Below are 22,041 nucleotides of genomic sequence, written 5' to 3' on the forward strand. Positions count from 1 at the left end.
ATTACATCGGCCGAAACCAAGCCTAAATCGTAGCGCTGCTCTGGCGGACGATCAGTGCGTGGGGCAGGACATGGACGGTATCGTCGGCCGATTTGCCCTCGATCCGGTCGATCAGGATCTCGCACGCCTTGGCGCCCATCGCCTCGGCCGGTTGGGCGATGGTGGTCAGCGACGGGGTGGAGTGGGCGGCGAAGCTGATATCGTCGAAGCCGGTGATCACCATGTCATGCGGCACGCGCAACGCGCGGGCGGTGGTGGCCTGGATCGCGCCGATCGCCATTTCATCGTTCATGCTGAACAACGCGGTCGGGCGTTGCGGCAGTGCCAGAAATTCGGACGCGGCGGCGTGGCCCGATGCCATCGTCCAGTCGCCGAACCGGACCAGCGCCGGATCGAAGACGATGCCGGCCGCGTCGAGCGCGCTTCGATACCCCTTCATCCGGTCGACCGCGTGCGGATTGGCGGGCGGTCCGCTGATCGTCGCGATCCGGCGGTGGCCGGCGGCGATCAGATGTTCGACCATTTCGCGCGCGGCACCGGCATTGTCGATCCGCACCGATGGCGCCTGGGTCAGTTCGCAGCCGCAGGCATGGACGATCGGATAGCTGGCGGCACGTTGCCGCGCATTGAACCCGTAGTCGGGCGACAGCTGGATGACGCCATCGGCGAGGCGGGTTTCGACCAGTTGTTCGTAATGCGCCTCCCGGTCTCGGGAATCGCGGGTGTCGCCCAGAAAAACCGAATAGCCGCGCCGCCACGCGATCGATTCGATGCCGGCGGTCACGTTGGCGAAGAACGGGTTGGCGATGCCCGGCACCAGCACCAGTACCGAAAAGGAGCGGTCGGAGCGCAGGTTGCGCGCCAGCAGGTTGGGGCGGTAATCGACCGCCGCGACCGCCGCCATTACCCGGGCACGGGTCGCCTCGGTCACTTTTTCGGGCGTACGCAGCGCGCGCGAGACGGTGGCCGTCGACAGGCCGGCCGCGTTGGCGACGTCGATGATACTGCTCATGCCCGGTACACCCCCGCCCGATCGTTCTGCCCACCGCCTGTCCCAAGTCAAGCGCGCCCCCGCCGGACCGGGCGGCCTTCCTGCATACGGTCAGTCCGCCATGTAATCCATTACATTATTTACTTGCCGTAAGTGGCGATGCTGCCCTACGCTTTGGGTAATGCAGTGGTCCGACAGCGGACCCGGAGGCGGGGAGGGCGGTTTGGCGCCGATCGACGGGCTGATTGTGCTCGCATATCTGGTGGCGACGCTGGCGATCGCGCTGAAGGTCCGCGCCCGCGCCGCCGAGAGCATCGACAGCTATTATCTCGGCAACAAGCGCATGCCCTGGTATCTGCTGTGCCTGTCGGATGCGTCGGGCATGTTCGATATTTCGGGCACGATGTGGCTGGCGACGCTGTTGTTCCTGTACGGGATGAAGAGCATCTGGCTGCCGTGGCTGTGGCCGGTGTTCAACCAGATTTTCCTGATGGCATACTTAGCCGTCTGGCTGCGGCGGTCGAACGTGCGGTCGGGAGCGGAATGGATATTGTTCCGGTTCGGCGACAATCGCGGCAGCCGGTTGTCGCATCTGTCGGTCGTGCTGTTCTCGGTCATCTGCGTCGTCGGCTTCCTCGTCTATGCGTTCGTCGGCATCGGCAAGTTCATGGAATTGTTCCTGCCATGGGAGGCGATCGGTCCGGCGCTGGGGTTGAGCCTGACGCCGGAGCAGGTGCCGGTCGCCTATGCGGTGTTCTTCACGACGCTGGTAACGATCTACGTCGTGCTGGGCGGGCTGCCCGGCATCGTGTGGACCGACGTGCTGCAATTCGCGATCATGACGCTGGCCGCCTTCTTCGTCGCGGGCATGGCGATGATGATGGTCACCCCCGAACAGATCGCGGCGGCGACGCCGGCGGGGTGGATGAGCCCCGCCTTCGGCTGGCATCTGGGATTGGACTGGAGCGCGATCCGGCCCGAGGCGGCGGCGAAGATCGCTGGCGACGGCTATGAACTGTTCACCGCGCTGATGATGATGATGCTGTTTTCCGGCATCCTGAAGAGCGCGGCCGGGCCGGCGCCGAGCTATGACATGCAGCGGGTGCTGGCGGCCCGATCCCCGCGCGACGCGGCGAAGGTGACCGGTTTCGTGTCGGTCGTGCTGATGCCGATCCGCTATCTGATGATCGCAGGGTTCACCGTGCTGGCGCTGGTGTTCGTCGATCGGCTCGACCTGGCATCGGGCGGCAAGGTCGATTTCGAGAATCTGCTGCCCGCCGCGATCCAGGCGTTCATGCCGGCCGGTGTCCGCGGGGTCATCGTCACCGGGCTGCTCGCGGCGTTCATGGCGACCTTTGCCTCCAGCCTGAACGCCGCGCCGCTCTACATCGTCAACGACGTCTATCGCCGGTACGTGAACCCGGATGCGTCGCAGCGGCTGCTGGTGCGGCTGAGCTATGCGGTGTCGGTCGCGGTCGTGTTGCTGGCAATGGGCATCGGGCTGTTCGTCGCGTCGATCAACGACGCGCTGCAATGGATCGTGTCGGGGCTGTGGGGCGGCTACACCGTGTCCAACGTCATCAAATGGTATTGGTGGCGCTTCAACGGCGAAGGCTATTTCGCGGGCATGGTCGCGGGTATCGCCTGTTCGCTGACGTTTCCGTTCCTGTTCGGGCCGCTGTTGCCGCACGCCGGGGCGATCCTGCCGCTCTATCTGTTCCCGCTCATCATCCTGGTGTCGGGGGCCGTCGCCATCGCCGCCAGCCTGATGACGAAGCCGACCGATCCGGCGGTGCTGCTAGGCTTTTACCGGCAGGTGCGGCCATGGGGTTTCTGGGGGCCGGTGCAGGCGTTGTTGCAGGCGGAGAACCCGGCGGCGCAGCCCAATCGCGATTTGCCGCGCAACGCCTTCAACATCGTCGTCGGCACGCTGATGCAGACCGCGCTGGTCGCGACGCCGGTGTTCCTGGTGGTCAAGAATTTCGTCGCCATGGCCGCGTGTCTGGTCGTGGTGACCCTGTGTGGAGGAATATTGTGGCGGACCTGGTATCGGCGCCTTGCCGACTGGCCCGAGGATATGGCCGACGGCCCGGCCGGGGTGCGGGCATGAGGATGCTGGCGGGGGCGATGCTGCTGGCGCTGGCGATTCCGGCCATGGCGCAGAACGGCGACGACCCGGTGCAGTGGGTCGATCCGATGATCGGTACCGATGGCGACGGCCATGTGTTTCCCGGCGCGACGCTGCCGTTCGGGATGGTGCAACTCAGCCCGTCCAACACCCGCGACGGGTGGAAATGGACGTCGGGCTATCATTATTCCGACACCGTCATCGACGGGTTCGCCCATACCCATATCAGCGGCGCGGGGCTGGGGGCGCTGGGCGACATATTGCTGATGCCGACGCGGGTGGCGGGCACGGCGGCGGGTGCGCTCGACCGGCCGGGCAGCGGCTATCGATCGCGCTTCTCGCATAATCGGGAACGGGCGCAGGCGGGCTATTACCGCGTCCATCTCGACGACGCCGATGTCGATGTCGAACTGACGACGACGCTGCGCACCGGTTTCCACCGCTATCGCTTCAACGGCGCGGCCGATCGCTATGTGGTGATCGATCCGATCCATGCGGTGGGTGACGACCATGCGCTGGAGGCAGGGCTGGAGGTCGTGTCCGACCGCGAAATTCGCGGCTGGCGGCGGACGGTCGGCTCGTCGGCGGGCAGGCGCACCGTCTATTTCGTGGCGCGCTTCTCCCAGCCGTTCGTGGCCGCGCAACTCACCGAAACCGACCGGCCGGTCGCGGGCGTTCAGGGCGAGGGGGCGGCCCGCCGCGCCTATGTCCGTTTCGGAAAGGACGTGGGACAGGTCGAGGTGGCGGTGGCGATCTCGCATGCCTCGGCGGAAGGTGCGCTCGCCAACTTCCGGGCGGAAGCCGAGGGCAAGGATTTCGATACCGTCCGCCGCGCGGCGCAGGGTGCGTGGAGCCGGCGGCTGTCGGCGATCCGCATCGACGAACCCGACCCCTCGAAAAAGCGCGTCTTCTACACCGCCGGCTATCACGCCGCGATCGCGCCCAATCTGGTGTCCGACGTGACCGGCGACTACCGGGTCGAAGGGCGCGTGCTGCGCTCCGCCATCCCGCAGTTCAGCAATTTTTCCAACTGGGACACCTATCGCGCGGTCCATCCGCTGCTGACGATCGTCGATCCCGATCAGGCGGGGTCGATCGTCGCGAGCATGGTGTCGCGCCACCGCGATGCCGGGCTGGTCCTGCCGAGCTGGGAAGCGGTCGGGCATGATAACCGGGTGATGATCGGCTATCCGATCGTGTCGATCATCGCCGATGCGGTCATAAAGGGGCTGCCGGGCGTCGATCCGGCCAGCGCCTATGCCGCGATCCGGGCGAGCGCGTTCGACCGGACCAAGCACAGCAACGTCTATGACCTGAACGGCATGGACGGCTATCTGCGCTATGGCTTCGTGCCTGCCGACGTCGCCAGTTCGGTGTCGAAGACGACCGAGCAGAATTACGAGGACTGGACGATCGGGCAGGTCGCGGCGAAGCTGGGTCGCACCGCCGATGCCGAATTGTTCGCGACGCGGGCGACGGGTTGGCGACAGTTGTTCGATCCTGCCAGCGGGTGGTTGCTGCCGCGACTGGCCGATGGTCGTCCGGCACCGATGCGGCGCGACGACTGGGGCGATTTTAACCGCCATTACGTGTCGGGCAATATCTGGGCCTATTCGGCCTATACCCCCCATGACATGGCAGCGGCGATCCGGCTGCACGGTGGGCGGGCGGCCTATGGCGACTGGCTCGACCGGATCTTCCGCGACACGACCCCGATCGGCGGCGAACAGCATGTCGACCTGTCGGGGTTCGTCGGCCGCTATGGTCATGGCGACGAACCGGGGCATCAGATGCCCTATCTGTTCAACCTCGCCGGACAGCCCGGGCGCACGCAATATTACGTCAACCGCGTGCTGCGCGAGATGTATTCGGACCGGCCCGGCGGCCTCGTCAACAATGACGACCTCGGCCAAATGTCGGCATGGTATGTGTTCAGCACGCTCGGCCTCTACCCGGTCGCGCCCGGTGATCTGACCTATCAGATCGGTGCGCCCTATCACCGTCGCGCGACGGTGACGCTGCCGGGCGGGCGACGTTTCACGATCGAGGCGGACGGGCTGTCGCCGCGCAACATCTATGTCCGGTCGGCGACGCTGAACGGGCAGACACTGACCAAAAGCTATCTGACCCATGCGCAGTTGCTTGCCGGGGGTACGTTGCGGTTCGTGATGGGAGACACGCCGTCGCGCTGGGGCACGGGGGCGGCGGACAGCAGTCTTGGCGCGTTCGATGACAAGGCGCCGGTGCCGATCGTGCAGCGTGCGCCCTGGGCACCCTATGACCCGGTCGACGATCCGCGCTTCGCGGTCACGCGCGACGTGACGCTGCAGGCGGCGGGAAGGACGATCCGCACGACGCGCGATAGCGGCGAACCGACCGGGCAGTCGCCGCGCTATACCACGCCGGTGCGGATCGATCGCGACACGGTGCTGCGCGCCGCGGCGTTCGACGCGCGGGGGCGCAGCACGACGCTCGAACGCCATTATGTCCGCAGCCTGCTGAAAGGATCGGCACCCGGCTTCCCGCGTATCGCGGTCGCCGAAGACGGGATCGGCTATGGGGCAAAGGACGGCGCGATGCTGATTGACGGCATCACCGGCGGTCCGGCCTATGGCGACAGGAAATGGACCGGGCGGGTCGGCGACATGACCGCAACGATCGATCTGGGCAGGGCGAGACCGGCGCGGACGCTGACGATCGGCTATCTCGACGATGCTATGAACGGCATCCTGCCGCCGCGCCGGATCGAGGTGCTGGCCGGCGACGATCCCGACCACATGGTGCCGATCGGCCAGCACGCACTCGGTCCGTGGCGGGGCGTGGTGCAGAAGGTCGAACGGATCGCGATACCGCTGCCCGGGCGACCCTATCGCTATTACCGGGTGGCCGCGACCGCCGGGGGCGATATGCCGCCCTCGCTCAAAGCACCGGGCAAGCCGGCCTGGCTGTTCCTCGACGAGATCAATCTGCAATGACGCCTGCCACGACCCGCCGCGCGATCGACAGCGGCTGGACCTTTCGTCAGTTCGGGCAGGACGACTGGCTGCCGGCGCAGGTGCCGGGGTCGAACTTCACCGACCTGTGGCGTGCCAAGCTGATCGAGGATCCTTATTTCGGCGACGTCGAACCGCGGCTCGAATGGATCGAACGGGCCGATTGGGAATATCGCTGCACCTTCGACGTGACCGCTGACGAACTGGCCGGCGATGGTGCGGCATTGGTGTTCGACGGGCTGGACACGTTGTGCGACGTGCGGCTGAACGACGCGGCGCTGTTGTCGGCCGACAATATGTTCCGCACCTATCGCATCGACGTGCGCGACCGGTTGCGGATCGGTGCCAACGAACTGGCGCTGCATTTCCGCTCGCCCGTGCGCTATGGCGAGGCGCGCCGGGCGGCGGACGGGTTCTGCTACCCGGCGGAAAACGACAAGACCGTCGCGCGAGCCAGCGTCCATGTCCGCAAGGCCCCCTATCATTTCGGCTGGGACTGGGGCCCGAAATATATCACCGCCGGGGTGTGGCGCCCGGTGTGGCTGGACGTCGTGCGGCGCGGCCGGATCGTCGATCTTCAGTACCGCATCGATGCGCTCGACGATGCGCAGGCGGTCGTGACGTTCGATGTCGAACTGGATGGCAGCGGCACCGTCGAGATCGCCTGCGACGTGGCCGGGGTCGCGCCGGTGCGGGTCGCGGCTGGGGCGGGCAAGGCGACCGCGCGGGTCGTCATCGCTGCGCCGCGTCGCTGGTGGCCGAACGGCTTGGGCGATCCGTTCCTCTATCGCTTCACCGCGACGCTGTCCGACGACGCCGGCGTGATCGATCGTGCGACGACGCGCGTCGGCTTGCGCACCATCCGGGTCCGCAACGAACCCGATGCGATCGGCGAATGTTTCGAGATCGAGGTGAACGGCCGCCGCACCTTCATGAAGGGCGCGAACTATATCCCGTCGGACAGCTTCCTCGAACGGGTGACGCCCGGGCGATATCGGCAGCTGTTCCGCGACGCGGTCGACGCCAATATGAACATGCTGCGCGTCTGGGGCGGCGGCACCTATGAAAGCGACCTGTTCCACGATCTGGCCGACGAACACGGCATCCTGATCTGGCAGGATTTCATGTTCAGCTGCACGCTCTATCCCTTCGATCCGGCGTTCCTCGCCAATGTCGCCGAAGAGGCGCGGCAGCAGATCCGGCGGCTGCGACGGCATCCCTCGCTGGCGCTGTGGTGCGGCAACAACGAAGTGGCGCTGGGCGTCGCGCACTGGAACTGGCCGACGACCTTTGCCTATCCGGACGGGCTGTTCGACCGGCTGGTCGCGGGCAATCGCGACCTGTTCGAACGGGTGCTGCGCGATCTGGTCGCCGACCATGATCCCGACCGGTTCTACATGGCATCGTCGCCGATCGGTTTCTGGAACGATCCCGCCGACGATGTGCGCGGCGACAGCCACTATTGGGGCGTCTGGCATGGCGAGGAACCGCTCGACGCCTATGCGAAGCGCATTCCACGCTTCATGAGCGAATATGGCTTCCAGTCCTATCCCGACATCGCGTCGGTCGAACGCTTCACCGACCCCGCCGACCGGGTGGTGGGGTCCGACGTGCTGGCGCTGCACCAGAAGCATCCGCGCGGCGATGCGATCATCGGCCGGTTCCTGCGCGAACATTATGGCCAACCGCGCGACTTCGCCGCCTTCTGTACGCTCAGCCAGCTGACCCAGGCAGATGGGCTGCGCATCGCGTTCGAGGCGCACCGGCGGGCGATGCCCTATTGCATGGGTTCGCTCTATTGGCAGTTCAACGACTGTTTCCCGGCGATATCGTGGTCGAGCATCGACTATTATGGCCGGTGGAAAGCGCTGCACTATCAGGCGGCACGCTCGTTCGCGCCGCTGATCCTGTCGGCGGAGGCGGTCGCCGACGGGTTCGACATCCATATCATATCGGACCGGGTCGATACGGTCGATGCCGAGCTGCTGCTCGAAGTGATCGATTACGACGGTGTGGCGACGTGGCGGTGGCAGGCGCCGGTGACGATCACCGGCAACCACGCCGCCGTCTTCGCACGCGTTCCCGCAGCTGCCGCCAGCGATGCGAAGCTGCTGATCGGCCGGGTCGTCAGCGACGGGCAAGAGCTTGCGCGATACGTCCGAATGCTGGCCGATCCCGTAAACTGCCGATTACCCGATCCGGCCCTGCATGCATGGGTCGAGGATGGCGCGGTCGTCGTCCGCGCCGAACGGTTCGCCCGCGCGGTTCGGATCGTCGTCGATGCCGGACATGGCAACCTTGCCGACAATTATTTCGACCTGCTGCCGGGGGAGGAGCGTCATGTTCCGCTACGCCACGGGCTGCTGCCGGCCGATGCGCCGGTATCGGTTTCCAGTATGGTCGACTGGATCGAACCGGCATGAGGGCGTTGGCCGCGATGTTTGCCCTATTGGCGAGCGCGCCGGCGGTCGCACAGGGCGCGCCGTTGGCGCTCGGCGTCGACGAACTGCTCCGCTGGGCCCCGGACGGGCCGACCGCCGATCCGGGGCAGGTCGCGCGGGTGCCGCTTGCGCAGCGCTTCCGCGTGGCGCCGATCGGGCGAAACCGGGCGATCGATCCGCAGGTGCGGGTGTTGTATGCACCCGACGGGATGAACGTGCTGGGCGGACAGCCGACGGCTGGCGCGCGCTTCAACGGCTATACCTTCAGCCATTGGCCGCAGATCGACCTGTTCGCATGGTTCGCCGGCACCGCCGATCGCGGGATCAACCTGCCGGCGCGCGGCTGGGTGGAGGCGGCGCATCGCAACGGGGTGCCGGTGATCGGTACGGTGTTCTTCGCACCGGTCGCATGGGGCGGGTCGCCGAACACCGTCGCGTCGTTCCTGCGCCGCGATGCACGGGGACATTTTCCGGCGGCGACGCAACTCGTGCGGATCGCACGCCATTACCGATTCGACGGCTGGTTCGTGAATGCCGAAACCGATGGCGCCGACGGGCAGGCGATGATCGATTTCATGGCCGAATTGCGCGCGATCGCTCCGCCGACGATGACGATCCACTGGTATGATGCATTGCTGCCCGATGGCCGTGTCGTCTGGCAGAATGCGCTGACCCACGCCAATCTGCGGTTCCTGCAGGACGGTGCGCGGCGAACGGCGGACGCGATGTTCCTGAATTACGACTGGACGCGGCAGGGGCTGATCGACGGCGCGACCCTCGCGGAACGGTCGGGGCGCAGCCGCCACGACCTGTTCATCGGTGCCGATCTATGGCCCGCGCGCAATGCCCAGCCGGCGTTCCGGAATACCGCATGGCTCGATGCGCTGCGTGAACGGCCGGGTGGGCGGGCGCTCGGATCGATCGCGCTGTTCGCCCCTCATTTCGGGTATGATTTCCCGGGGGATGCACGCACGCCGCGCTTCAGCAATTTCGATCACGACCCGCGCGACGTCGCGCGCTTCTACGATGCCGAACGGCGGCTGTTCGCCGGCGACACCCGCAACATGGCCGACCCGGCACGCATCGGCTGGACGGGCGTATCGTCGCTGGCGCCGACCCATGGTATCGTGCCGACCCTGCCGTTCACCACCAGCTTCAACACCGGCCATGGCCGTATCGACGCCCGCGAGGGTAAGGTGGTCGGCGGAGCGTGGCATGACATGGCGCGGCAGGACGTATTGCCGACATGGCAATTCGCGACGATCGGCAACCGACCGGCGGTAACCGACTATGATTTTGATCGTCCCTTTGACGGCGGGTCGTCGCTGCGGATCGCCCCCGACGGATCGGGCAGCCGGACGTCGGTGCCGCTATATGCGTTGCGCCTGCCGCGAACGGTCAGGATCACCGCGGTTTCCCGTGGTGGAACCGGTTACGCCTTACGCGTGGGCAACCATATGCGCGCCTTGCCTGTGTCGACCGAATGGCAGGCAACAAGCTGGTGTGTTCGCGCACCCACGGCGGAAGCGCGTGTCTCGCTGAACATCGGACGCGCCGCGCATCAGCCGATCAACATCGGCCGAATTACGATCGAGGCGGGCTGCGGCGATTAGAAAGACGCTTGACATAATCGCCGGACGCCATGCATGTAATCGATTACATCATGCGGCGGTACGAATCGACGGAAGATCGATCGCGGCGGCGGCAACATGCGCGGCGCAGGGGTCGCACCATGCAAAGGGAGGGACGGATGAAGGCGTTTTCATTTGGCGGAACCGGTCGTGCCCGGCTGATGGCCGGGGTCGCGGTCGCGGCAGTCGTCGGCTTTGCCGGCATGGCACAGGCGCAAACGACCACCGGCGCCAATCCGGTCGGCACCGACGCGCCCGTCACCACGGCGGAGGCGACGCAGGGTGAGGGCGACGGCGAAATCCTCGTCACCGGTTATCGTTCGTCGATCGACCGCAACCTGCGCGACAAGCGCAATTCGGCCGCAGTGGTCGAAGTCATCACCGCCGAAGACATCAGCAAATTCCCCGACCGCAACGTCGCCGACGCGCTGCAACGTGTGCCGGGCGTTGTCATCACCCGCGATGGCGGCGAAGGACGCACCGTCAGTGTCCGCGGCCTGCAACCCGACCTGACGCTGACGCTGCTCAACGGCAACTATATCGCGACGTCGGAAACCAACAGCGAAGCGACCCGCTCGTTCAACTTCCTGCTGATGCCCTCCAACCTGTTGGGCAAGGCCGAGTTGTTCAAATCGTCCGAAGCCCGCATCGACGAAGGCGGCATCGGCGGCACGGTGATCCTGCACACCCGCCGCCCGCTCGACCTGCCGGCCTGGTCGGGGTTCGTGACGGCCGAAGGCACCTATGCCGACACGACCGAGCGCGTCGATCCGCAGCTGTCGGGTCAGCTGTCGTGGAAGAACAAGGACGAGACGTTCGGCGTACTGGTCAGCGGCACTTGGCAGAAGCGCCAGACGCGCACGATGAGCGCCACGACCGAAGACTGGCTGTGGTACGATCAGAACGGCGCGCGCAGCGGCGTCGACGTCAACGGTACGCCGTTTTCGCCGCAGCCGAGCGAATGGTGGGGTCAGTCGGGGTTCAACGACCAGAATGGTCGGCTCTATTCGGGCTTCTTCATGCCGACCGCGGTCAATTTCGGCATCCGCGACGAAAATCGTGAGCGATTGGGCATTCAGGCGACGGCACAGTGGCGGCCGACCGACGGCCTGACGCTGACCGCCAATTACTTCCGGTTCAACCTGACCGGCGATTACGTAAATAATTCGCTGAAGGTGCCCGAGTGGAACATCGCCCGCTTCAACGGCGACGGCAACTGGGCGGGCGGTCGGTTGCTCGACAAGCTGAACTTCGATCCCAGCGGCACGGTCGTGACCGGCGCCCAGTTCAGCCTGCAACAGGGCAAGACCTATTATTGCAGCGAAGCGCAGGCCGCGGCCGGCGGGCAGCGCCCCGGCGGCTGGGGTCCCGACGACTGCACCGTCCCGACGCCGCAGCTGACCGGTGGCTATAGCCGCGAAGAAGCGCTGTCGCAGACCGCCGATTTCGAGGCGGAATACAAGAGCGACAACTTCGTCGGCGTGGTGAAGCTCGGCCGCACCTGGTCCGAAGGCGGTCCGTCGATCAACTTCCGCATGTCGGCCAAGCCGCGCGTGGCGATCAACGGCCAGTATCAGCCGGGTAACCGCTTTACGTCGTGGGACCTGACCGGCACGCCGACGATGACTTTCTCCCCCGATTTGCAGGACCGCATCCTCGGCGGCTTCTCCGAAATCGACGTCGGGTCGACCGATTCATCGTGGATCAACACCCGCATCTCGCAATATTACGGCCAGGCGGACGGCACCTGGATGGTGTCGAACGGCGCGTTCGACACGTTGCAGTTCGGCGTGAAGTATCGCGACGGATCGGTGCATCGCAACACCGGCAACACCATCTGGAACTGCCCCGGCACCACCACCCGCTACCAGCAGTGCGACACGACCGCGAGCACCGCGCGGCCCGAATTCTTCCTGTCGGACCCGATCACCAACATCCCCGGCGGCTTCAGCGCCAACGTGTTCCCCGGCATCAACTTCACCAATTACCTCAGCTATCTCGACGATCGCTATGGCGGGTCGGTGCGGTTCGAGGAGCCGGACTTCATCTACAATGTCGGCGAAAAGATCTGGTCGGGCTATGTCCAGGCGAACTTCAAGACCGATCGCCTGCGCGGTAACTGGGGCGTGCGGGTTGTGCATACCAAGCAGCGCGCGGAGTCGACCGACGCGGTCGAACGCTTCCTCGACTATTTCGCCGATGGTCCCGATGGTCGCCCGCTGGCCTGTACCCCGGGTGCCGCGAACCAGATATGCGAAAGCGGGTTCGTGCGGGCCGAGGTGCGCGAGAAGACGTTCGAACTGAACACGCTGGACAAGACCTATACCGACGTCCTGCCCAGCCTGAACGTCGCATTCGACGTCACCCCCAGCCTCGTCGCGCGTGGTGCGGTGGCCAAGGTGATCGCACGGCCGGCCTTCACCAACCTCGCCTTCCCCGGCGCGCTGAACTTCGTGTCGGAGGAATATAGCAGCGACCGCGTCGCAGGCGGCGGCACCAGCCAGCCGGGCTGGACCGGCAGCGGCAGCAACAAGGACCTCGAAGCGTTCCAGGCATGGCAGTATGACCTCGGCCTCGAATGGTATTATCATCGCGGGTCGGTGATCGGCGTCGGCCTGTTCCGCAAGGACGTGAAGAACTTCGTCGTGCCGGTGTCGCAGGATCAGGCGGTGACGATCGGGGGTGAGACGGTCAACGTCCGCAACTTCTCGACCCAGGCCAATGGCCAGAACGGCGTGTCGCAGGGCATCGAATTCTATGCACAGCACACGTTTGACTTCGGCGTCGGCTATCAGGCCAACCTGACGTTCAACGACACCAACACCGCCGCCGTCGTGCTGGCCGGGCGCGAGATCGCCGAATCGCCGCTGGTCGGCAGCGCCGAGAACCAGGCGAACTTCACGCTGTTCTACGAGAATGACCGGTTCCTCGCCCGCGCCTCGTACAACCGGCGTGGCGAGGTGGTGAACGGCACCCACAACCAGCTGACCATCTATACCGAGCCGTATGAGCAGGTGGACCTGAACGTCGCGTTCAACATCACGCCGCAACTGGTGCTGTCGGCATCGGTGCTGAACCTGACCAAGTCCGAACTGCGCCAGCATCTGGGCAACGATACCAAGGCCCGGTTCTGGACCAACGGCTATTCGGGCCGGATTGCGTTTGCCGGCGCGACGTTCAAGTTCTGAACGGACGACCCCGTGCGTCGGTGGCGCGCGGGGTCGATATCGCCGATAGGGGCGCGCAGGCGTCCAGTCGCACGGACACGCGTGAACGGAGCCGAGCCGCATGACCGACAACCGCATTCGCCAGATCGTCGTGCTGGGCGGCGGTAGCGCGGGATGGATGGCGGCGGCGGCACTCGCCACCTATCTGGGGCGCAGCGTATCGGTCCGGCTGGTCGAATCCGAGGAAGTCGGCATCGTCGGCGTGGGGGAATCGAGCGTCCCCCATATGAAGACGTTCAACAGCGAAACGCTGGGCATCGACGAGCGCGACTTCGTCACCCGCACCAACAGCACATTCAAGCTCGGCATCCGCTTCATCGATTGGGGCCGGGTCGGTGACGATTATATCCACGGGTTCGGCACCATCGGCCGCGGTCTCGGCCCGTTGCCGTTCCACCAGCTCTGGCTGAAACGCTTCCTTGCCGGGCGTGCCGGTCCGCTCGGCGATTATTCGTTGCAGACGGTCGCGGCGCCCGCCGGGAAATTCCAGTGGAGTGGTCCGCCCGGCACGCCGCTGTCCGACATCGCCTATGCCTATCACCTCGATGCCGTGCTCTATGCCCGGTTCCTGCGCGAACTGGCCGAGCGGCGCGGCGTCGAGCGGATCGAGGGCAAGGTCGTCCGCGTCGAACAGGATGGCGACAGCGGTAACGTACAAGCGATCGTGCTGGACGACGGCCGGCGGATCGACGGCGAATTCTTCATCGACTGTTCGGGGTTCCGCGGCCTGCTGATCGAACAGACGCTGCGGACCGGCTATCTCGACTGGCGGCACTGGTTGCCGTGCGACCGGGCGTTCGCGGTTCCGTCGGCCTCGGTCGGACCGCCCATGCCCTATACCGAAGCGGCCGCCCGTCCGGCGGGCTGGCAATGGCGCATTCCGCTCCAGCACCGGGTCGGCAACGGCTATGTCTATTCCAGCGCGCATATCGACGACGATGCGGCTGCAGCGACGCTGCTGGATACGCTCGACGGCGAACCGCTCGATACGCCCCGACAGCTGCGCTTCACCGCCGGGCGGCGGGCGAAGGCATGGAACGGGAATGTCGTGGCGCTGGGACTGGCCGCCGGATTTCTGGAGCCGCTGGAATCGACCGGCATCTATCTGGCGCAGGCCGGCATCCGGCGGCTGTTGGGACTGTTTCCCGCGCGCGACATCGATCCGGCGCTGGCAGATCGGTTCAATCGCGAGACCGCGTTCGAATATGAACGCACGCGGGATTTCCTCGTGCTGCATTATCACGCGACCCGTCGCGACGACACGCCATTCTGGAACGACTGCCGGACGATGGACGTACCCGATCCGCTGAAGGAAGCGATCGCGCTGTTCCGCGCCGATGGCCGCTATTTCCGCAACGGCGAGGATTTCTTTGCGCTGCCGAGCTGGGTGCAGGTGATGATCGGGCAGGGGATTATCCCGGCCGATTACCACCCGATCGTCGACGCCATGCCCGACGCCCATCTCGACCAGTATCTCACGCGGATTCGCGGCGAGATCGCGAGCGCCGTTGCCACGATGCCGATGCATCGGCACTTCATCGACCGCCATTGCAAGGCAGAGGTCGCCTGACCCCGCCAAGCTTCAGGATAACGGAGACTGTCCCATGCTTACCGACCGCCGCACGTTGATGACGCAGGGTGCCCTGCTGGGCGCAGGACTGGCCTCCGGCGCGCTCGCCCCGATCGCTGGCGCGCAGACCGGCGCCAAGCCGGCCGGCGGCTATGTCAGCAAGCGTCCCGCCCCCGCCGACCGCTGGTTCGTCAGCAAGGCGGTCGAGCGGGAGATTGCGCGGGTCAGCCGGATGATCGCCGATCCCGAGGTCGCGTGGCTGTTCGCCAACTGCTATCCCAACACGCTCGACACGACGGTGCGGATGGGGACGGTCGACGGCAAGCCCGACAGCTTCGTCATCACCGGCGACATTCCCTGCCTGTGGCTGCGCGATTCCGCCGCGCAGGTGAAATCCTATCTGCATCTGGCGAAGCAGGATGCGAAGTTGCGCGAGCTGTTCCGCGGGCTGATCGCCCGCCATGCGCGCAGCGTGCTGATCGATCCATATGCCAATGCCTTCATGGAAGACCCGACCGCCAAGACCAATCTCAAATGGGCGCAGGTCGATGAGACCGAGATGAAGCCGGGCGTCGCCGAGCGGAAGTGGGAGATCGATTCGCTGTGCTATTCGATGCGGCTGTCGCACGGTTACTGGACCGCGACCCGCGATCCCGCTCCGTTCGACGCGCAGTGGGCGGACGCGATGCGCGCGATCGTGCGCACCTTCCGCGAACAGCAGCGTAAGGACGGGCCGGGGCCGTACACGTTCCAGCGCGCCAGCCGCCAGCCGACCGAGACGATGCTCGCCGGCTATGGCGCGCCGACCCGCAAGAACGGCATGATCCATTCGGGCTTCCGCCCCTCCGACGATGCCTGCCAGTACCTACTGTTCGTGCCTGCCAACCTGTTCGCGGTGACGACGCTGCGCGAAATGGCGCGGGTCGCCAGCGAAGCCCGGGGCGACAGCGCGCTCGCGCGCGATGCTACCGCCCTTGCCGATGAAGTCGCGGCGGCGGTCGCGCAGCACGGCACGATGCGGCTGCCCGATGGCAACGACGTCTGGGCCTATGAGGTCGATGGCTATGGCAATGCGATCTTCATGGACGACGCCAATGTGCCCTCGCTGTCGAGCCTGGCATGGCTCGGCTGCGTTCCCGCCAATGATGCGCGCTGGCAGCGCACCGCGAAGGCGGCGTGGAGCGAGGCCAATCCGTGGTTCTTCAAGGGTACGGCGGGCGAAGGCATTGGCGGCCCGCATCAGGGCATGAACTATATCTGGCCGATGTCGCTGATCGTCCGCGCGCTCAGCGCGACCGACGATGCGACGATCCTAAAATGCCTCGCCACGCTCAAGCGGACGCATGCCGGCACCGGCTTCATGCACGAGGCGTTCGAAAAGGACGATGCGGCTAAGTTCAGTCGCGACTGGTTCGCCTGGGCCAACGGCCTGTTCGGCGAGCTGATCCTGCACATCGCCGCGACCCGCCCGCAACTGCTGAGAGCACCGCTCGACACGATCCGGATTTAGGGCCAATCGACATTCAGTGGCGATCGTGAATTTTCGTCATTCCCGCGCAAGCGGGAATCCATATCCGCTGACGTTTCGGCTGGATTCGTGACGCTGGCGCATATGGCCTCCCGCCTCGGCGGGAGTGACGATAGCAGATAGAGCAGTAGTCCCGCGTCCAGCGAACTGAATGTCGATCGGCCTAGCCGGCAGCGTCGCCCCAGCGAAGGCTGGGGCCTCGTGCGGCTCCTGTCTCGTGCCATCACCGGGAGATCCCAGCCTGCGCTGGGATGAAGTCTAATTCGGTTCAGATCGATCGAGCGCACGGAGCACGCCCGGCGGACCGATGCATGTATCGAAGACGTCCAATGGTCGGGGAGAGAGGATTCGAACCTCCGGCCCCTGCCTCCCGAAGGCAGTGCTCTACCAGGCTGAGCTACTCCCCGACGGAGTATCGGCGGGCCGCTGAAGGGCGCCTGCCGTTGCTTGGAGGCGCGCCTATAGCGGGCGGTTCGGGGGTCCGCAAGCGGGATTCGTACGGCTGCTGTTTGGCTTTGGCGGGGAAACTGCTAGGGCGCTTGCCACTATCCCTTCTATCGAATGTGTGACCGTGGCCACTCCGCTCGACAAACTGCGTAATTTCTCGATCATCGCCCATATCGACCATGGCAAGTCGACGCTTGCCGACCGGCTGATCCAGCGGACCGGCGGCCTCGCCGAGCGCGAGATGTCGGCGCAGGTGCTCGACAATATGGAGATCGAGAAGGAGCGCGGCATCACCATTAAGGCGCAGACCGTGCGCCTCGAATGGAAGGGCCATGTCCTGAACCTGATGGACACGCCGGGCCATGTCGACTTCGCGTACGAAGTGTCGCGGAGCCTTGCGGCGTGCGAGGGCGCGTTGCTGGTGGTCGACGCGGCGCAGGGGGTGGAGGCGCAGACGCTGGCCAACGTCTATCAGTCGATCGAGCATGACCATGAGATCATTCCGGTCATCAACAAGATCGACCTGCCCGCCGCCGAACCGGAAAAGGTGAAGAGCGAGATCGAGGATCTGATCGGCCTCGACACCAGCCGCGCGGTGCTGGCGTCGGCCAAGGCGGGGATCGGCATCGACGACATCCTCGACGCCATCGTCGAGCAGATCCCGCCGCCCAAGGGCGATGCGAGCGCACCGTTGAAGGCGATGCTGGTCGACAGTTGGTACGACCCGTATCTGGGCGTCGTTATCCTGATCCGGGTGATCGACGGGTCGATCCGCAAGGGTCAGCAGATCAAGTTCATGAACGCCGACACGACGCACCTCGTCGATCGGGTCGGCGCCTTCCGGCCGAAGATCGAGCAGCTACCGGACCTTGGCCCCGGCGAGATCGGCTTCATCACCGCGCAGATCAAGGAAGTGGCGCAGACGATGGTCGGCGACACGATCACCGATGCCAAGCGCCCGACCGCCGAACCGCTGCCGGGGTTCAAGGAAGTGCAGTCGGTGGTGTTCTGCGGCTTATTTCCCGTCGATGCCGCCGATTTCGACAAGCTGCGCGAATCGATCAGCAAGCTGCGCCTGAACGATGCCAGCTTCACTTTCGAGATGGAAAGCTCGGCGGCGTTGGGCTTCGGCTTCCGCTGCGGGTTCCTGGGGCTGCTGCATCTGGAGATCATCCAGGAGCGGCTGACCCGCGAATATGATCTGGATCTGATCACCACCGCGCCGTCGGTGGTCTACCAGATCGAACTGACCCATCCCGACCCGGCCGGGATTACCGAGATCGACCTGCACAATCCGGCCGACATGCCCGATGTCAACAAGATCAAGACGATCAGCGAGCCGTGGATCAAGGCGACGATCTATGTCCCCGACGAATATCTGGGCGGCATCTTGAAGCTGTGTCAGGACCGGCGCGGCATCCAGCTGAACCTGACCTATGTCAGTGGGCGGGCGCAGGCGACGTACGAACTGCCGCTCAACGAAGTGGTGTTCGATTTCTACGACCGGCTGAAGTCGCTGTCGAAGGGCTATGCCAGCTTCGACTATGAACAGATCGGCTATCGCGAGGGTGACCTCGTCAAGATGAGCATCCTGGTCAACGAAGAGCCGGTCGATGCGCTGTCGATGATCGTCCATCGCGGGACCGCCGAAGTCCGCGGGCGCGGCATGGTCGAGCGGCTGAAGGAACTGATCCCGCGGCACCTGTTCAAGATCCCGATCCAGGCGGCGATCGGCGGCAAGGTGATTGCGCGCGAGACGATCAGCGCGATGCGCAAGGACGTGACCGCCAAATGCTATGGCGGCGACGCCAGCCGCAAGCGCAAGCTGCTCGACAAGCAGAAGAAGGGCAAGGCGAAGATGCGTGAATACGGGTCGGTCAGCATTCCGCAGGAAGCGTTCATCGCGGCGCTGCGTATGGGCGACGAAAACTGACACCGTGCCCCGGCCGTGGCCGGGGCGCCCTTGTCTCTATCGCGCACAAACGAAAGCGGCCGGCGCCTCAAAGGCACCGGCCGCTTTTCGTTGGTCGTCCGGGCAGTTATGCCAGAACGCGCAGAACCATCTGAACGGTCAGTGCGACCCCGGCCCAGCCGATCGCTGCCATACCTACCATGGTGGCGATGGTCGTCCGCCCGGAATATTTGGTGTGCATCCTCGCCCTCCTTGTTCTTGTCTGGGACAAGTTGTGCGATTCCGGCGACGATTGCAAATTTGTGATGGTCATCCATTCGGCTAAAACTGCGCCTACGCCGCCGCTTTTGCCGCGCCGCACAATGAAATTTTTGCAGCGCAAAATCGGCGATCCGGCCCGACGTGCCAAAACGGAACGATTTTTCGGTCGTCCTTTCGCAGTTGCGATGTGTGATTAACGCGCTGCGGCAGCCCTAAAATTTTTTTTCGAGGCGGTTTGCCGCAGGGAAATTAGCGGGGTTAGACCTGCAAACGTTTCCAGTACGTTCCCTGACCAGTCGTTCGAATCGAAATTTAGCCGGGAACCTTTCCCCGATTCGAACGTCGGCGGAACGCCGGTTTCGGCACGACGACAGGGAGAGCGACATGACCGATACCGACCGTCCGTTCGATGCGGCGAAGCAGGCGACCGACCAGATGAAGGCCGCTGGCGAACGCATGCAGGCGGCCGGCACGCAGATGACCGAACAGGGATCGCAACTCGGTCTGACCATCCTCTCACAGGCGGAGTCCAATACGCAGGAAGCGTTCAAGGCGATGCGCGCCGCCGCACAGGCCCGCGACCTGAACGAAGTGATGAAGATCCAGTCGGACTATATGCGCGAACAGGGATCGCGGTCGATGTCGCAGGCGCGCGAGGTCGGCGAGATGATCGCCCAGTTCGGACGCAGTGCCATCGGGCAGATGACCGGGCGCGACTGATCGCGCTATGCCGACGATCCGGCGCGGCACGATGCTGCGAGGGATCGGTCGTGCATCTGGGGGTATCATGAAACGTTGGTTGCTGTGGCTGTTCGCCCTGCTGACGCTGGCAGGGACCGCAACGGCGCAATCGAAGCCGCCGGTGGTGCTGGCGGCCGCCAGCCTGCAGGAATCGATGAACGCCGCGGCGGATGCCTGGGCGAAGCGCGGTCATGTCCGGCCGACCCTGTCCTTCGCTGCCAGTTCGGCGCTGGCGCGGCAGGTGGCAGCGGGTGCTCCGGCCGATCTGTTCGTATCGGCCGATGTCGAATGGATGGACGATCTCTACCGGCGCGGGCTGCTCGCGCCGGGTAGTCGCACGAACCTGCTCGGCAACCGGCTGGTGCTGGTTGCGCCGGTCGACAGCAAAATACGCGTCGCGCTGCGGCCGGGTGTCGATCTGTCACGCGCGCTGAATGGTGGACGCCTGGCGATGGCCGATCCCGATGCGGTGCCGGCCGGGCGCTATGGCAAGGCGGCACTGACCCGGCTGGGTGCTTGGGACCGCGTTGCGCCATCGGTCGTGCGGGCCGAGAATGTCCGTGCGGCACTGGCGCTGGTCGAACGCGGGGCGGCGCCGATGGGCATCGTCTACGCGACCGATGCGAAGGCGTCGGCCAAGGTGCGCGTCGTCGGTATCTTTCCAGCGGCAAGCCACCCGCCGATCGTCTATCCCATCGCGCGGCTGAAGGCGTCACGGAATGTCGACGGCGAGCGGTTCCGCCGGTTCCTGACCAGCCCGGCGGGCAAGGCGATCTTCGTACGCTACGGCTTTTCCACGCGTTGACGTTGGACGGGGGCGAATGGGCGATCGTCCTGCTGTCGCTGAAGATTGGCGGCGTGGCGATGCTGGCGGCGCTGCCGGTCGCCTATGCGCTGGCATGGGTGCTGGCGCGGGCGCGGTTTCCGGGAAAGGTGCTGCTCGACGGGGTCATTCATCTGCCGCTCGTGCTGCCGCCGGTGGTGACCGGGTGGCTGTTGCTGCTCGCCTTCGCGCCGAGCGGACCGATCGGGGAATGGCTGGAGGCGTGGCTCGGGGTCAGCGTGCTGTTCCGCTGGACCGGTGCGGCGATCGCGGCGGCGGTGATGGCGCTACCGCTGATGGTGCGCGCGATCCGGCTGTCGATCGAGGGTGTCGATCGGCGGTTGGAAAGCGTTGCGCGGACCTTGGGCGCAGGGCGCGCGCGCGTATTCTGGACGGTGACCGCGCCGCTCAGCCTGCCGGGGGTACTGGCGGGCATGGTGCTGGGCTTCGCACGCGCGCTGGGCGAGTTCGGGGCGACGATCACCTTCGTATCGAACGTGCCGGGCGAGACCGCGACGCTGCCGATCGCGATCTATAGCGCGTTGCAGATGCCTGGCGGCGAGACCAGCGTCGTGCGGCTTGCCGGCATGTCGGTGGCACTGTCGCTGATCGCGCTGGTCCTGTCCGAATGGCTGGCACGCCGCAGCGGCCGGGGTGGCCATGTCCTTTGACATCGACGTGACCGTCCGGCTGGGCGAGGCGGTGGTCGGTGCCGTAGTACCCGACGACGGAAAGGGCAGCGGTCTGACGGTGTTGTTCGGCCCGTCGGGCGTCGGCAAGTCGAGCGTACTCAACATGGTCGCCGGATTGCTGCGACCGGCGGCGGGGCATGTCCGCGTCGGCGGACTGACGTTGTTCGACAGTAGCACGGGAATCGATGTCGCGGTGCCGGATCGCCGCTGCGGCTATGTGTTTCAGGAGCCGCGCCTGTTTCCGCACCGGCGGGTCGCGGCCAATTTGCGCTACGGCATGGGGCGGGGGACGCCGCCGATCGGCTATGACGACATGGTCGCGCTGCTGGGGCTGGAACATCTGCTCGACCGGTGGCCGGCAACCCTGTCGGGCGGGGAGGCGAAGCGGGTCGCGATCGGGCGGGCGCTGCTGTCGGGCGCCCGGTTCCTGCTGATGGACGAACCGCTCGCCTCGCTCGATCGCGGGCGGCGTGAGGAGGTGATGGTGGCGATCGAGCGGCTGCGCGACACGCTCCGGCTGCCGATCCTGTATGTCACCCACGACGCGGCGGAGGCGGAGCGGCTGGCGACGCGCATCGTCGCAATGTGACCACTTGCGACGCCCTCGTCGCGATCCGAACATCATGCCGCCGCAATCCGCGGGTGATGTCGCATCC

General features: G+C 65.6%; 14 protein-coding genes and 1 tRNA gene. 13 read left to right on the top strand and 2 right to left on the bottom strand.

The features are described 5' to 3' along the window. Positions 1–22 precede the first annotated feature (22 nt). Positions 23–1,012, bottom strand: coding sequence for a LacI family DNA-binding transcriptional regulator (locus ASE59_RS14075; protein WP_056457459.1), 990 nt, complete (start codon positions 1,010–1,012; stop codon positions 23–25). Positions 1,013–1,214: 202 nt separating this feature from the next. Between ASE59_RS14075 and ASE59_RS14080 the strand changes: the two genes are divergently transcribed. The 7 genes from ASE59_RS14080 to ASE59_RS14110 all read left to right on the top strand — a co-directional run bounded on the left by ASE59_RS14080 (position 1,215) and on the right by ASE59_RS14110 (position 16,491). After that, on the top strand, positions 1,215–3,101 hold the full coding sequence (locus ASE59_RS14080; protein WP_200913294.1) for a sodium:solute symporter family protein: 1,887 nt from the start codon (positions 1,215–1,217) through the stop codon (positions 3,099–3,101). After that, complete coding sequence (locus ASE59_RS14085) at positions 3,098–6,094, top strand: GH92 family glycosyl hydrolase (protein WP_082458466.1); 2,997 nt, start codon at positions 3,098–3,100, stop codon at positions 6,092–6,094. The genes ASE59_RS14080 and ASE59_RS14085 overlap by 4 nt, the downstream gene beginning before the upstream one ends. Next, positions 6,091–8,535, top strand: a complete 2,445-nt coding sequence (locus tag ASE59_RS14090; RefSeq protein WP_056457469.1) for a beta-mannosidase — start codon at positions 6,091–6,093, stop codon at positions 8,533–8,535. Before ASE59_RS14085 ends, ASE59_RS14090 begins: the two co-directional genes overlap by 4 nt. Further along, positions 8,532–10,166: an endo-beta-N-acetylglucosaminidase gene (locus ASE59_RS14095; RefSeq protein ID WP_156360091.1), complete on the top strand. Its 1,635-nt coding sequence runs from the start codon at positions 8,532–8,534 to the stop codon at positions 10,164–10,166. The genes ASE59_RS14090 and ASE59_RS14095 overlap by 4 nt, the downstream gene beginning before the upstream one ends. A gap of 137 nt (positions 10,167–10,303) precedes the next feature. Further along, entirely contained in the window at positions 10,304–13,372 is a 3,069-nt protein-coding gene (locus ASE59_RS14100) for a TonB-dependent receptor (RefSeq protein ID WP_056457475.1), read from the top strand. Between the two features lie 100 nt (positions 13,373–13,472). Further along, the gene (locus ASE59_RS14105; RefSeq protein WP_056457478.1) at positions 13,473–14,981 is read left to right on the top strand and encodes a tryptophan halogenase family protein; all 1,509 of its coding nucleotides are present in this window, start codon (positions 13,473–13,475) and stop codon (positions 14,979–14,981) included. A gap of 34 nt (positions 14,982–15,015) precedes the next feature. Then, entirely contained in the window at positions 15,016–16,491 is a 1,476-nt protein-coding gene (locus ASE59_RS14110) for a glycoside hydrolase family 125 protein (protein ID WP_056457481.1), read from the top strand. Positions 16,492–16,839: 348 nt separating this feature from the next. Here ASE59_RS14110 and ASE59_RS14115 read toward each other — a convergent pair. Beyond that, a tRNA-Pro gene (locus ASE59_RS14115) sits at positions 16,840–16,916 on the bottom strand. A 164-nt stretch (positions 16,917–17,080) separates the two neighbouring features. Here ASE59_RS14115 and lepA point away from each other — a divergent pair. The 6 genes from lepA to ASE59_RS14145 all read left to right on the top strand — a co-directional run bounded on the left by lepA (position 17,081) and on the right by ASE59_RS14145 (position 21,974). Beyond that, complete coding sequence (gene lepA / locus ASE59_RS14120; RefSeq protein ID WP_056457587.1) at positions 17,081–18,889, top strand: translation elongation factor 4; 1,809 nt, start codon at positions 17,081–17,083, stop codon at positions 18,887–18,889. A gap of 179 nt (positions 18,890–19,068) precedes the next feature. Then, the gene (locus ASE59_RS19915) at positions 19,069–19,326 is read left to right on the top strand and encodes a hypothetical protein (RefSeq protein ID WP_156360092.1); all 258 of its coding nucleotides are present in this window, start codon (positions 19,069–19,071) and stop codon (positions 19,324–19,326) included. A gap of 187 nt (positions 19,327–19,513) precedes the next feature. Further along, the gene (locus ASE59_RS14130; protein WP_056457487.1) at positions 19,514–19,849 is read left to right on the top strand and encodes a phasin family protein; all 336 of its coding nucleotides are present in this window, start codon (positions 19,514–19,516) and stop codon (positions 19,847–19,849) included. 67 nt (positions 19,850–19,916) lie between these two features. Beyond that, entirely contained in the window at positions 19,917–20,675 is a 759-nt protein-coding gene (gene modA / locus ASE59_RS14135) for a molybdate ABC transporter substrate-binding protein (protein WP_056457590.1), read from the top strand. 59 nt (positions 20,676–20,734) lie between these two features. Then, positions 20,735–21,364, top strand: coding sequence for a molybdate ABC transporter permease subunit (gene modB / locus ASE59_RS14140; RefSeq protein WP_056457591.1), 630 nt, complete (start codon positions 20,735–20,737; stop codon positions 21,362–21,364). Beyond that, positions 21,354–21,974, top strand: a complete 621-nt coding sequence (locus tag ASE59_RS14145) for an ATP-binding cassette domain-containing protein (RefSeq protein WP_056457490.1) — start codon at positions 21,354–21,356, stop codon at positions 21,972–21,974. Before modB ends, ASE59_RS14145 begins: the two co-directional genes overlap by 11 nt. Positions 21,975–22,041: the final 67 nt, after the last annotated feature.

The sequence above is a fragment of the Sphingomonas sp. Leaf10 genome (assembly GCF_001421245.1).
Taxonomy (GTDB): Bacteria; Pseudomonadota; Alphaproteobacteria; order Sphingomonadales; family Sphingomonadaceae; genus Sphingomonas.